Origin of the sequence: Yoonia vestfoldensis (genome assembly GCF_002158905.1) — a bacterium.
Classification (GTDB): domain Bacteria; phylum Pseudomonadota; class Alphaproteobacteria; order Rhodobacterales; family Rhodobacteraceae; genus Yoonia; species Yoonia vestfoldensis_B.
Window position 1 is genome coordinate 3,752,552 of sequence record NZ_CP021431.1, and the last position, 12,725, is coordinate 3,765,276.

Below are 12,725 nucleotides of genomic sequence, written 5' to 3' on the forward strand. Positions count from 1 at the left end.
TTACCCCGCCTCATCCTGACCGATCGGCAATGGTGCCTCATCCGGCGCAATCTCTGCAAAGTCGAAGTTATCGAGCCGGTTCGCCCGCTTGCCCGCCTTTTCAGCAGATATCTTGATATCTTCCAGATCCTTGGCCGCCTGCCCGAAATGCCGGTCAAGATTGCCGACCCGCGTGACCAGCCTTTCCACATCCGCGCCCAGCAGCGATAATTCCTTGCGGATCGCCCCCGCCTGTTCGCGCATCCGCGCATCCTTCAAAATCGCGCGCATCGTGTTCAGCGTGGCCATGCAGGTCGTGGGCGACACGATCCAGACACGGGCATCGAAACCGGCGCGCACCACCTCTGGCAGGCGGGCGTGCAGTTCGGCATAGACCGCCTCGGACGGCAGGAACATGATCGCGCCATCGGCGGTTTCGCCATCGATGATATAACGCTCTGATATGTCCTTGATATGTTTGCGCACCGCATTGCCCAGATCGCGCAGGGCGATTTTCTGCAGCTCCTGCGTGTCAGCCCGTGCCAATGCCTCGTAGGATTCAAACGGGAATTTGGCGTCGATCACGATTGGGCCGGGCGGATTGGGCAGATGCACCAGACAATCGGCACGCTTGCCGTTGGACAGCGTCGCCTGCAGCGTGAAACTGTCGCTGGGCAGCGCCTTGGACACGATATCGGTCAGCTGGATTTCCCCGAATAGCCCGCGCCGTTGCTTGTTCGACAAGATATCCTGCAAGGACAAAACATCGCCCGACAGCTTTTCGATATTGGTCTGCGCACGGTCGATGGTGGCCAGCCGTTCTTGCAATTCGGTCAGGCTTTTGGTGGTTTTCTCGGAACTGCCGGTCAGCGTTTCTTTCAGCCGTTCATTCATTTCCGCCAGCGAATGCGCCGATTTCAGCGCATTGTCGGCCAGCCGTTCGGCGACCTGCGCCTGCACCTCGGCCAGTCGCGCCTCCATCGTCTGGATCACGCGCACCTGCGCATTGGCCTGCGCGTCGCTGACGGTCTGGATATTGCCGGCCAATTGGTTCTGCCCTTGGGCCAGCCCCATCACATCCTGTGACATGCGGCCCATCTGATGGGCGACGTAATTGACCGCCTCGGCGGATTGGCCTGCCCGCCGCAGGGCCGTGATCAGCAGAACCACGATCAGCACCAAGGCCGCCAATGCCCCGATCACGGCCAGCAGGGCAGGATCGCTGAACGCATAGCTATTTTCACCGATCTGGATCATGTGCGGCCAAATAATCTTTCGATGTCAGAGAGTTTCAGTTCCACATAGGTGGGCCGTCCGTGGTTGCATTGGCCGGAATGCGGTGTTGCTTCCATTTCGCGCAGCAGCGCGTTCATTTCCGCCGCCTGCATCCGCCGCCCCGTGCGGATCGACCCGTGACAGGCGACACGGCTCAGGATCGCCTCGATCCGCGCCTGAACGCTGGCGCTGTCGCCTTGGTCGGCCAATTCGTCCGATATATCGCGCAGCATGGCGGCGGCGTTGATTTCGCCCAGAATAGCAGGCGTTTCGCGCACGGCGATGGCATTGCCGCCGAAAGGTTCGATGGTCAGGCCAAGGCGCGCCAGATCATCCGCGATATCCAGCAGGGCAGCGGTTTCATGGTCGGACAGTTCGACGATTTCGGGGATCAGAAGCGCCTGTGCCGCGACGCCATTGGCGGCCATCTGGCTTTTCAGTTTTTCATAGACCAGCCGTTCATGCGCGGCATGGCCATCGACGATCACGATGCCCGTGGCGGTCTGGGCGATGATATAGTTTTCATGCACCTGTGCGCGCGCCGCGCCCAAAGGCAGATCGGCGCTGCTGTCATCGGCGGGCGGTTCGACACGGGCGGATGGCATTTCCGCAAAGCCGGGGGCCTGCGCCTGAAAAGTCAGCGAGCGCGCGCTGAAACTGGGGCGGTCCATCTGATAGACGCGGGGGGTGGCGTGTTGCGGTTGCATCGCGCCAAGGGTTGCATCGGCCACGGTGCTGGACGCGCGGTGGCCTGCCCCTGCCAATGCGTGCCGCAGGCCCGATACGATCAGCCCGCGCACCAGACCGGGATCACGGAAGCGGACCTCTGATTTCGCGGGATGCACGTTCACATCGACCAGCGTGGGGTCGCAATCGACAAACAGCGCCGCCACCGGATGCCGGTCGCGCGACAGCACATCCATATAGGCCGCGCGCAGGGCCCCCAGCAGCATCTTGTCGCGCACCGGGCGGCCATTAACGAACAGGAATTGCGCCACCGCAGCGCCGCGCGAATAGGTCGGCAAGGCGGCATAGCCGGTCAGGTGAAACCCGTCGCGTTCGGCGTCGATCCGCAAGGCGTTATCGGCAAAATCGCGGCCCAGCACGCTGTGCAGCCGCCCGTGCAATGCGTCAAACAGATCGCCCGTCTGCGCATCGGCGCGAAACACCACCCGGCTGTCGCCATCTGATCCATCGCGCAGGATGAAGGTCACGAAAGGTTCCGCCATCGCCAGCCGCTTGACGACATCGGTAACGGCCTGCGCCTCTGCCCGGTCGGTGCGCAGGAATTTCAGCCGCGCAGGGGTGGCATAGAACATATCGCGCAATTCAACGACCGTGCCAGCGCTCAGCGCGGCGGGGCGCACATCGCTGATCCGCCCGCCCGAGACGGCGATACTATGCGCGCCATCACCCGCCGTGCGGCTGGTGATCAGCAGACGTCCGACAGCGCCAAGCGAGGCCAGCGCCTCGCCCCGAAAACCGAAAGACGTGATATTCAGCAGGTCCGATCCGTCGATCTTGGATGTCGCATGCCGCGACAGCGCCATGGGCAGGTCATCCGCCGTCATGCCGCAGCCATCATCGCTGACGCGGATCAGGGTCTTGCCGCCATCCGCGATCACCACCTCGATCCGGGTTGCACCGGCGTCGATACTGTTTTCCACCAATTCCTTGACCGCAGAGGCGGGGCGTTCCAACACCTCGCCCGCCGCGATCCGGTTGATGGCGGCGTCGTCCAGCTGCCGGATCACCGGGCGGGGCTGTATCTGGGGGGCAGATGCGATCATGCCACAATCCTTAGCATGATCACGCGATTCTGACAGCGTCGTTTCGCGTCAATCTGCGCTTTCCAGCCCTTCGGGCTGACCGACCACCACGAAATGCAGCTCATCGGCGCGTAACAGCTCTGCCGCGACGCGATTGGCGTCTTGTAATGTGACGGCCTCGATATAGGCGTTGCGGTTAACGACGTAATCGGGCGGCAGGTCGATCATCTGCATCCCCACCATGATCGCGGCAATCGCGGCATTGCCATCAAAGCGCAGCGGATATTCGCCTGTCAGATAGGTCTTGGCGGCGGCGAGTTCTTCTTGGGTCAGGCCTTCGCTGGCCATGCGGTCCCATTCGGCGCGGATGATCGTGATCGCCTCGGCGATGGTCTCGTTGGCGGATGCAAGGCTGCCGATCACCATTTCCGCATGGAACATCGGCGCAAGACTGCTGCCGATGCCATAGGTCAGGCCGCGCTTTTCGCGGACCTCGGTCATCAGGCGGGATTCGAAACCGCCCGCGCCAAGGACATGGTTCACGATGAAGGCGGCAAAGAAATCGGGGTCATCGCGTTTCATGCCGGCATGGCCGAACAGGGCAAAGGATTGCGGATTGGCAAAATCGATCACCGTGATGCCGCCATCCAGACCAAAGGCCACATCCGCAGGCGGTGGCGGCCCTTGGGCGGGCAGATCACCTAGCAGCGCATCCAGCATCGGACCGACCTGGTCCACCGTCACATCCCCCACGACAGAGACATAGAGCCGGTCGCGGGTCAGCGCATTCGCATGGGCGGTGATGATATCGTCGCGGGTCAGCGCGGTGACACTGTCCAGCGTGCCATCCAGCGGCGTGCCATAGGGATGATCGCCAAAAGCCGCGGCATCAAAGGCCGCATCGGCAATGCTGCGCGGATTGACCGCATCGCTGGCGATCCCGGCCAGCACCTGCGCGCGCACGCGGTCGATGGCGGATTGGTCAAAGCGTGGCGCGATCAGCGCCTGTTCCAGCAGGGCCAGCGCCTCGGTCTTGTTTTCGGTCAGGAATTGCGCGGAAATGCTGATCGTATCGTCGGTCGCACGAAAGCTGAACCGCGCGGCCAGGCGTTCAAGCTCGGTCTGGAATGCCTGCGCATCCAGATCGCCTGCGCCTTCTTCCAGCAGGGCGGCCATCAGATTGGTCGCGCCACGCTTGCCGGGCAGGTCCAGCGATGCGCCGCCGCGAAACCGGATTTCCAGCGCGACAAAGGGGATGCCGGGTTCTTCGACGACCCAGGCGTTGATCCCGCCATCGGATGTCACCTGGTGGATGGCGATTTCGGCCTGTGCGCTGGCTGCCAGCAAAGCGCACCAAAGGAATGTGACGATCCGCAGCATCAGCGTGCCTCCTCTTGCGCGGCCACGACCCAGCCGGTCACGGCGCTGTTGCGATCAAAGATGCGGGCGGCGACATCCTTGATCTGTGCGGGTGTGACCGCTTGCAGAATGGCGGGCCAATCCTGCACATCCGCCACCGTCAGCCCGGTGGTCAGCGCCATCCCATAGCGCCGCGCAAGCCCCTGTGCATCATCACGCGCATAGATTTCCGAGGCGCGCAGCTGGGTGCGGATTGCCTCCATCCGGGCGGGGTCAATCTCGCTGTCCATGAAGGCTGTGATGACCTCGTCCATCGCGGCTTCGGCAGCGGACAGGGTCACATCCTCGGATGGCAGGACCACGACAGAGAATGTCGTCTGATCCAGCGACATGCCGCTATAGCTTGCGTTGGTGTAAAGCGCGGTCTGCGTGTCGAATTGCAAAGCGCGGCCAAGGTCGGATGTAAAGGGCGACCCGCCCAGCAATTCCGCCAGATAGACAAGGGCGGCTGCATCTTCTTGCGCGCGGCTTTCGCGTTCCGGCGCAAGATAACTGCGCACGATATAAGGCTGGCTGACGCGCGGATCGACATAGGTGATCCGGCGCTCGGCGCGCTGTGGCGGCTCGGTCGGGCGGATGCGTTCGGGCAGATCGGCATTGGCGGGGATCGGGCCGTAATGTTCGCGCGCCAGCGCCAGCACATCCTCGGGGTCGACGTCTCCGGCGACGATCAGCACCGCGTTATTGGGGGCGTAATGGCGTTGATAAAAGGCCGTCAGTTCCGGCATATCCAGCTGCGCGATTTCATGCTGCCAACCGATGATCGGCACGCCGTAACGGTGGTTTTGATATTGCGCGGCCATCATCTGTTCACGCGCCAGCGCACCGGGGTTGCTGTCTGTGACCTGTGCGCGTTCTTCCAACACGACGCGGCGTTCGGTGCTGATATCCTCGGGGGTCAGCGCCAGATTGGTCATCCGGTTTGCTTCCATCTGCATCATCAGGTCCAGACGGTCGGCGGCGACGCGCTGGAAATAGCCGGTGTAATCGAAACTGGTAAAGGCGTTGTCGCTGCCGCCATTGGCCGCGACCACCTGTGAAAATTCACCCGGCGCCAGCATATCGGTGCCTTTGAACATCAGATGTTCCAGAAAATGCGCCACACCGGATTGCCCTTCGGGTTCATCCGCGGACCCGACCTTGTACCAGACCATATGCACGACAACAGGCGCGCGGCGGTCTTCGATCACGACGACATCCATACCGTTGTCGAGCGTGTAGGTCGTGACCTCTTCGGCAGCGGCGGTGAGCGCCAGAAAGATCAGGCTGATTGCGGCGAAAAAGCGTGTCATAGGCCCCCTGCGGTGTCGTTGGTTTCGCTATTAGCTACGCCGCCGGGCGCGATCTTCAAGCGGCCATACGCCGATGTGAAGGCCGGTTTCAGCGTGCGCTGGCCGGGCGCGGGTTCGCGCGGTTCGTCTGTCCGGGTGTCGGCGGCGGCAGATCGAGCGTCGGCGGCATCTGTAGCGGGTCGGCGATGACAAGCGACATTTCGGCGGGGCCAACATTCGTTGTGCCAAAGTCACGCAGTGAACCCTCGTTCCTGCTGCATGCCGCCAGCAACGCAAGGGCAATTCCGGAAAGAGCAAAGGCGCGCATCAGAGGTCCTTTTCGTGGTGTTGCAAATGATTACCGCATGGAACCGCCAAGGTCACGCAGCTTTCTTGCCATCTTCCCCAAGAAAGGCCAGCCCGATGGCACCCGCAAAGATCGCGATATCGGCGACGTTGAATGCATAGGGGTTGTTGAACCCGCAGCAGGACATGTTCAAAAAATCCGCGACAGCCCCATAGATGATCCGGTCGATGACATTGCCCAGCGCCCCGCCGATCAGGAAACCGCCCGCGATATAGGCCCATTTGGTCCCGCCGCTGCGGTTCAGCCACCAGATCACGCCGGCGCTGATCAGCAAGGCCACCGCGATCAAGACCCAGCGCATGTCGTAATCGGCGAACAGGCCGAAATTCACGCCACGGTTCCACGCCATGCGGAATTCGATGAAAGGTGGCCAGACCTCGATGATCCCGTCCTGTTCGTTGATCAGGCCCAGCCAATGCACCACGAAATACTTGCTGATCTGGTCGATCAGAAAGACCCAGAATCCGGTCCAGAACATCAGGCGCATCAATCCCCCCCTAATGCCGGAAATGGCGCATGCCGGTAAAGACCATGGCGATACCGGCGGCATCGGCGGCGGCGATCACCTCGTCATCGCGCATCGACCCGCCGGGCTGGATCACGCAGGTCGCACCGGCGGCGGCGGCTTCCATCAACCCATCTGCAAAGGGAAAGAATGCATCCGACGCGACCGCCGATCCGATGGTCAGCGGCGCGGGCAGGCCCATCGCCTCGGCCATGCGTTCGGCCTTTTTGGCGGCGATCAGCGCGCTATCCAGCCGCGACATCTGGCCCGCCCCCACGCCCACGGTCGCGCCGTTCTTGACATAGACGATGGCATTGGACTTGACGTGTTTGGCGACTTTCCAAGCGAACAACAGATCGATCATCTGGGCCGCGCTGGGCGCGAGCTTGGTCACGACCTTCAGATCATCCATGCCGATATGGCCGGTATCCTTGTCCTGCACCAGCATCCCGCCCGCGACCTGCCGGTAGGTGGTGATCGGGGCGGTCACATCGGGCAGGCCATCAGTGGTCAAAAGGCGCAGGTTCTTCTTGGCCGCGAAAACCGCCTTGGCCGCATCGGACGCGCCGGGGGCGATGACGACTTCGGTGAAAATTTCGACGATGGCCTTGGCGGTGGCTTCGTCCAGCGGCTGGTTCAGCGCGACGATCCCGCCGAAGGCGCTGGTGCGGTCGCAGTCAAAGGCGTTTTGATAGGCCTCCAGCAATGTCGCGCCGCGCGCCACGCCGCAGGGGTTGGCGTGTTTGATGATCGCCACGGCAGGGCCATCCGCAGGGGCGAATTCCGCCACCAATTCAAATGCGGCATCGGTGTCGTTGATGTTGTTATAGGACAATTCCTTGCCCTGATGCTGCACCGCCGTCGCCACACCGGGGCGACCTGTGCCGTCGGTGTAAAAGGCCGCCGCCTGATGGCTGTTTTCGCCATAACGCATGGTTTGCTTATAGGTGCCAGCGAACGACCGGCGGCGCGGTGTCGTGTCACCAATGGCCCCTGCCATCCATGTGCTGACAGCCGTGTCATAGGCGGCGGTGCGCGCATAGGCGGTTTGGGCAAGGCGCTGGCGCAGCGCCAAAGTGGTCTGGCCCGCATTGGCATCCATATCCGCCAGCAGCAGATCATAATCCTGCACATCGGTGACCACCGCGACAAAAGCATGGTTTTTCGCGGCAGAGCGGATCATCGCCGGCCCGCCGATATCGATGTTTTCGATGCAGGTGTCGAAATCGGCGCCTTTGGCGACTGTTTCCTCGAAAGGATAAAGGTTCACGACCAACAGATCTATGGGGCCGATATTATGTTCGACCATCGCGTCACGGTGGCTTTCAAGGTCGCGCCGGGCCAGCAAGCCGCCATGCACCACCGGATGCAGCGTCTTGACCCGCCCATCCATCATTTCGGGAAAACCGGTGAAATCGGACACATCGCGCACCGCAAGCCCGGCATCGCGCAGCGCCTTGGCAGTGCCGCCGGTGGACAAAAGCTCGACACCCCGCGCGGCCAGCGCATGGCCCAGTTCGGTCAGCCCGGTCTTGTCGGAAACGGAAATCAGCGCGCGGCGCAAAGGTGCAAGGTCGGTCATCAGGTCCTCAAGATCATTCAGCGGTGCCAAGCGGGGCTTCAAAGGCCAGATCACGCACCGCAAGCGGGGTATCATCGGCCTTGGCAAGCGACCACCGGACGCGTGTCGCATAGGGCAAAGCGCTGCCGGATAAAACCACCTGTTGCGCGGCACGCGGTTTTAATTGCCCGTTTTCCAGATAAACCGACGGGTTGATTGATAATTGGGCGGCGCTGTCGTGCCTGAAGACCCAAATCTCGCCTGATTTCAGCCCAAGAGACACCATCGACCCGTCGCTATTGGCCGTGCAGGTCACATCAGGATGCAGGTGGAACCGGATCGCAAAGCGGATACCGGCGCGCAGGCTCTGGTCAAAGACGTGGTCAAAGCGGGTTTCATCCTCGGGCGACAGGGTGGTCAGCAGGTCTTCGCCGGTCAGGCTGCGCCCGTCGAGAGAGAGATGCAGCAGGCGGGCATGGGTCAGGCCATGGGTCGGCTGATAGCCGTTATGCGACAGCTCTAGCCTTGCGCCGCTGTCATCGCTGCGGGTCTCGGCGCGCACAAGGCTGGGGACGCCGGTCAGCCAATCGTCGGATGCGTCGCCCAGATCTGACGACGACAGCCCGTCAAGACCCAGCGTCGCATGGCTGGGCGTTGCGCGGCTGGCGCGGCGCCAATCATCGCCGAAGCGCGCGCCCGATCCGCAATTCACGATCAAGGGGCGGCGACCCGAGGTCAGCTCGAACCCCAAGGTGCTGGCATGGGCGTCGCGCGATGCGGCCCCTGTGGGCGGTGCTGCCGCATCAATGATCAGCGTGCTGCGCCCGCCGGTCAGCCGGGCGAATCCCATGGCTGTCTGGCCCGTGGCCGGGGTCTTGACCCCGGACCCCGCCAAGGCCGCGTCAAGCTGGCCTGCCGCGCCACGACCACCGCCATGAAACCGCGCCAGCCCGCCATCGGCATGCCGCAAGCCGCGCAGCACCGGCACGATCCGGGCGATGGCATCCGTGATCTCGGTGGGGACGGACCGGTTGCAGACGCTCAGGATATCCCGGCTATCCACCAGATCCGACAGCACCGCCGCCAGCTGTGCGGGATTGCGCGATGCGATCCCGCCTTGGGCATCGACCTGCGTGCTGCAGGCCGCTGCCAGCGCGCCGGTGATCTGATCCACCGGTCCTGCCATGCCCTTCAGCATCAGCCCCAGATGGATCATGCGCGCCAATATGCCGATGTCATCCCCGGCGCGCTGCCAGCGCCGGGTCAGGAACAGCGCTTGGCGCGCAAGGCTTTGCATGAAAGCGGCTTTTGCGGCCGGGTCTTGTTTGCGCAGCAGAAAATCGCTGTGGCGGGTCCAATGGTCCAAGCGCCGCGCGGTGATCCCCACCTGCCAGCCCGGCCCGTTGCCCGCGCCGAACCGGCTGATCCAGTCCTGCACCCAATCTTGCGCCTTGGCCCGCGCGGGCGCATCGCCGAGCGCGGCCAGATCGGCCAGCCAGTCGCAGCGGTGCACCTCGGCCATGACATCGGCGCGTTGCGGAGCAAGGTCCCAGATCGCAAGCTCTGGCGCGCTGACCCGCACCCCCAGCACCAGAAACTTGCCTGCCACCAGATGCTGGCCGCTGATGGGCGATCCGATCTGGCGCGGTTCGGGGGGCTGCGTGAACTGCGTGGTCACGCTGGCGCGTCCGGCCCGTCTTGCATGGTGCCGGTCACCATATGCCGCGATGCGGCCCCGCCATGTAGGATGCTTTGCCATCAACTGCGGTCCAATGTTGCAGGCTGGTCAGCCCGGGTCATGCGGACCATAGGAAAGGCTGCGGGTCAAGTCACGCGGGCTTTGTCAGCACGGCGATATAGAACCCATCCATGCCGCCCTGATCGGGCCAATAATCCGGACGCAGGCGCAGCCCGGCTTCTTCGGTGATCCAAGCGGGGTCCAGACCGGCCATCGCGGGCGGCAGGACGCGCAGGCCGGGGTGGCGGGCCAGCGCCTCTTCGATCTGCACCTCGCCTTCGTCGGGCAACAGCGAACAGGTGCAATAGACCAGCCGTCCGCCGGGGCGCAGCAAGGTCAATGCATGGTCGATCAGCGCCTCTTGCTGGGCGATCAGCGCGCCGAATTCCGACCCGTCCTTGGCATAGGGCAGATCGGGATGCCGCCGGATCGTGCCGGTCGCCGAACAGGGCGCATCCAGCAGAACGGCGTCATAGCCGCCTGCGGTCACAGCAAAAGCATCGCTGACCAGCGTTTGGGCGGCCAGCCCGGTGCGGGCCAGATTCTCGGTCAGCCGCGTCATCCGCTTTTCCGACAGATCGACAGCGGTGACATCGGCACCACCGGCTGCCAGCTGCAAGGTCTTGCCACCCGGTGCGGCACAAAGATCCAGCACCCGCAGGCCGGTCACATCGCCCAGCAATTTGACGGGTATCGCGGCGGCGGCATCCTGCACCCACCAATCGCCCGCGTCATAGCCGGCAAGGCCGGACACCTGTCCCGCCTGCGCCAGCCGCAATGTGCCATTCGGCAGCACCACGCCGCCCAAAGCGGCGGCCAAGGCTGCGGGATCGCCTTTCGTGGTCAGATCCAGCGGCGCGCCTGCGAAATGCGCGGATTCCATCCCTGCCACGGCATCACGGCCCCAAGCGGCGACCAGCGGTTGACGCAGCCAACCGGGGGTCAGCGGGACGGGGCGTTTGGCCCAAGCCTCTGGCCCCTCATCCGCGATACGGCGCAGGACGGCATTGACCAGCCCTTTCATCGTCTGGCTGCGTTTGTTGCGCGCGACGATTTCGACATAGGCGTTCACCACGCCATATGCGGCCTCGCCCTGCATCAATTCGATCAGCCCCAGCCGCAGCGCGTTCATCACATGATCACCGGGCGGTTTTTTCAGATAGGGTTTCAGCATCCGGTCGGCCCGGTCCAGCCCGCGCAGCGCATCCGTAGCCAGCCGCTGCGCACGCGCGCGGTCGTCAGGCGCCAGCTGCGCCAGCGCACCGCCTGCGATCAATTCGGCCATCAGGCGGCCCTCGGTGGTGATCTGCATCAGCAGGTGATGGGCGCTGCGGCGCGGCAGCAGGCCGGATTGGTCCATGGGTAAACTCTTGAAGCTGGGTGAGGGCGGCGTATATCAAAGCATGACCGCCGACAAGGACAGCGCCATGCCCCAAGACGCCCCCAAAGACCTGCCCCCCGCCGCCCAACGCGCCTTGGCCGAAGCCGCCGAACGCCGCAAGGCTGCGAAACTTGACCTGCCGCCTGAATTGGGCGGGCGCGACGGGCCAGAACCCGTGCGCTATGGCGATTGGGAAAAAAAGGGCATCGCGATCGATTTCTAACTGGTTTCTGATCGTCGTCCCTGTTGCCGCCACACCACCGTTTCTTGGCTTTTATCCAGACGATATTGTCGGTTGGCTGATTTTCTGCATAAATTGCCCAAAAATAATACAAAGGGCAGTGGTTGTGGTTTTTCAGCGTATGGTTGCCGTTTCGGCATGTTTGTTTATTGCGGGCTGTAGCCTGCCCCGCGGAGCGGGGTTCCAGTCCGAGGTTCTGGCCGCCGCCAATGCGAATATCGCGGCGGATGGCGAAACCCCCGCCTATGATTTCACGGTCTACGAGGTCAATAGCGCGCGCCTGCCGATGCTGCTGGCCTGGCCTGACCGCAATCTGTCGCAGCTGCCTTGGTTGCCCGCGTCCCAACAGCCCGCATCCTTGCTGATCGCGCCGGGCGATTCCATCCAATTGACGATCTGGGATGCTGAACAAAACTCGCTTTTGGCGGGGGTAGGCCAGCGCGCGACGCCCTTGCAACAAGCGCAGGTCAGCGCGAGCGGGCGCATTTTCGTGCCATATATCGGCGAATTGACCGTCGCGGGCATGGCCCCCGATACGGCCCGCGCCCGGATCGAGGAAGAATTGGTGCGCACGATCCCGTCGGCGCAGGTGCAGCTGGTCGTCCAGCCGGGGCGTGGAAATTCCGCCAATCTGACCGGCGGTGTCGGCGCGACTGGCATTTACCAGATCCCGGACCGCGATTTCAGACTGCTTGATCTTTTGTCGCTGGCTGGCGGTGCGAACCCGACCTATGTCAATCCGCAGGTCCGGCTGACGCGCGGTGGCATTGTTTACGGCATCCCTCTTGAGCGGCTGCTGGAAGAGCCGGCGCTTGATATCGCGGTGCAGGGCGGCGACCGGGTCCTGATCGTGCCGGATGACCGCAAATTCCTGGCGCTGGGGGCCACGGGTGCGCAGTCGCAATTCGACTTTCCGACCGCAGATCTGTCCGCCTTGCAGGCGCTGGCGCTGATCGGTGGGGTCTCGGCCACCACGGCCAATCCCAAGGGGATCTTGATCCTGCGCGAATATGACCTTGCCGAAGTGCGCGACGGCCTGTCCGGCCCGCCGCAGGAACGGGTCGTGTTCACGATTGATCTGACAACGGCGGATGGCCTGTTTTCGGCGGGCAAGTTCATGGTGCAGGACGGCGATCTGATCTATGGCACTGAAAGCGCGCTGGTCCCGGCATTGACCTTTGTGCGCCTGGCCTCGACCTTTCAGTCGCTGACGAATTAG

The 12,725-nt window shown here is 63.2% G+C and carries 11 protein-coding genes; 2 read left to right on the forward strand and 9 right to left on the reverse strand.

Going from position 1 to position 12,725, the window contains the following annotated elements; all coding sequences use genetic code 11:
* From rmuC to LOKVESSMR4R_RS18890, 9 genes are all read right to left on the reverse strand, one after another.
* On the reverse strand, positions 1-1,236 hold the full coding sequence (gene rmuC / locus LOKVESSMR4R_RS18850; protein WP_087212051.1) for a DNA recombination protein RmuC: 1,236 nt from the start codon (positions 1,234-1,236) through the stop codon (positions 1-3).
* Positions 1,233-3,044: a DNA mismatch repair endonuclease MutL gene (gene mutL, locus LOKVESSMR4R_RS18855; protein WP_087212054.1), complete on the reverse strand. Its 1,812-nt coding sequence runs from the start codon at positions 3,042-3,044 to the stop codon at positions 1,233-1,235. The genes rmuC and mutL overlap by 4 nt, the downstream gene beginning before the upstream one ends.
* Before the next feature lie 48 nt (positions 3,045-3,092).
* A complete protein-coding gene (locus LOKVESSMR4R_RS18860) occupies positions 3,093-4,403 on the reverse strand; it encodes a M16 family metallopeptidase (protein WP_087212057.1) in 1,311 nt (436 codons plus the stop codon).
* Complete coding sequence (locus LOKVESSMR4R_RS18865; RefSeq protein ID WP_087212060.1) at positions 4,403-5,734, reverse strand: M16 family metallopeptidase; 1,332 nt, start codon at positions 5,732-5,734, stop codon at positions 4,403-4,405. The genes LOKVESSMR4R_RS18860 and LOKVESSMR4R_RS18865 overlap by 1 nt, the downstream gene beginning before the upstream one ends.
* An 88-nt stretch (positions 5,735-5,822) precedes the next feature.
* The gene (locus LOKVESSMR4R_RS18870; protein WP_087212064.1) at positions 5,823-6,041 is read right to left on the reverse strand and encodes a DUF3035 domain-containing protein; all 219 of its coding nucleotides are present in this window, start codon (positions 6,039-6,041) and stop codon (positions 5,823-5,825) included.
* 52 nt (positions 6,042-6,093) lie between these two features.
* On the reverse strand, positions 6,094-6,567 hold the full coding sequence (lspA, locus tag LOKVESSMR4R_RS18875) for a signal peptidase II (protein ID WP_087212068.1): 474 nt from the start codon (positions 6,565-6,567) through the stop codon (positions 6,094-6,096).
* A gap of 10 nt (positions 6,568-6,577) precedes the next feature.
* On the reverse strand, positions 6,578-8,167 hold the full coding sequence (gene purH, locus LOKVESSMR4R_RS18880; protein WP_087213627.1) for a bifunctional phosphoribosylaminoimidazolecarboxamide formyltransferase/IMP cyclohydrolase: 1,590 nt from the start codon (positions 8,165-8,167) through the stop codon (positions 6,578-6,580).
* Between the two features lie 13 nt (positions 8,168-8,180).
* A complete protein-coding gene (locus LOKVESSMR4R_RS18885) occupies positions 8,181-9,905 on the reverse strand; it encodes a heparinase II/III family protein (RefSeq protein WP_237331854.1) in 1,725 nt (574 codons plus the stop codon).
* Between the two features lie 70 nt (positions 9,906-9,975).
* A complete protein-coding gene (locus LOKVESSMR4R_RS18890; RefSeq protein WP_087212071.1) occupies positions 9,976-11,244 on the reverse strand; it encodes an RsmB/NOP family class I SAM-dependent RNA methyltransferase in 1,269 nt (422 codons plus the stop codon).
* A gap of 43 nt (positions 11,245-11,287) precedes the next feature.
* Here LOKVESSMR4R_RS18890 and LOKVESSMR4R_RS18895 point away from each other — a divergent pair, with 43 nt between their 5' ends.
* Together LOKVESSMR4R_RS18895 and LOKVESSMR4R_RS18900 are read left to right on the forward strand one after the other, a co-directional pair.
* Positions 11,288-11,488, forward strand: a complete 201-nt coding sequence (locus tag LOKVESSMR4R_RS18895) for a DUF1674 domain-containing protein (protein ID WP_204248797.1) — start codon at positions 11,288-11,290, stop codon at positions 11,486-11,488.
* A 124-nt stretch (positions 11,489-11,612) separates the two neighbouring features.
* Positions 11,613-12,725: a polysaccharide biosynthesis/export family protein gene (locus LOKVESSMR4R_RS18900; protein ID WP_237331855.1), complete on the forward strand. Its 1,113-nt coding sequence runs from the start codon at positions 11,613-11,615 to the stop codon at positions 12,723-12,725.

Bases quoted from the DNA above. Each gene is read 5' to 3' on its own strand.
- LOKVESSMR4R_RS18870 (WP_087212064.1), bottom strand. From the start codon at position 6,041: ATGCGCGCCTTTGCTCTTTCCGGAATTGCCCTTGCGTTGCTGGCGGCA.
- mutL (WP_087212054.1), bottom strand. From the start codon at position 3,044: ATGATCGCATCTGCCCCCCAGATACAGCCCCGCCCGGTGATCCGGCAG.
- LOKVESSMR4R_RS18865 (WP_087212060.1), bottom strand. From the start codon at position 5,734: ATGACACGCTTTTTCGCCGCAATCAGCCTGATCTTTCTGGCGCTCACC.
- purH (WP_087213627.1), bottom strand. From the start codon at position 8,167: ATGACCGACCTTGCACCTTTGCGCCGCGCGCTGATTTCCGTTTCCGAC.
- LOKVESSMR4R_RS18860 (WP_087212057.1), bottom strand. From the start codon at position 4,403: ATGCTGCGGATCGTCACATTCCTTTGGTGCGCTTTGCTGGCAGCCAGC.
- rmuC (WP_087212051.1), bottom strand. From the start codon at position 1,236: ATGATCCAGATCGGTGAAAATAGCTATGCGTTCAGCGATCCTGCCCTG.
- LOKVESSMR4R_RS18890 (WP_087212071.1), bottom strand. From the start codon at position 11,244: ATGGACCAATCCGGCCTGCTGCCGCGCCGCAGCGCCCATCACCTGCTG.
- lspA (WP_087212068.1), bottom strand. From the start codon at position 6,567: ATGCGCCTGATGTTCTGGACCGGATTCTGGGTCTTTCTGATCGACCAG.
- LOKVESSMR4R_RS18885 (WP_237331854.1), bottom strand. From the start codon at position 9,905: ATGGCAAAGCATCCTACATGGCGGGGCCGCATCGCGGCATATGGTGAC.
- LOKVESSMR4R_RS18895 (WP_204248797.1), top strand. From the start codon at position 11,288: ATGACCGCCGACAAGGACAGCGCCATGCCCCAAGACGCCCCCAAAGAC.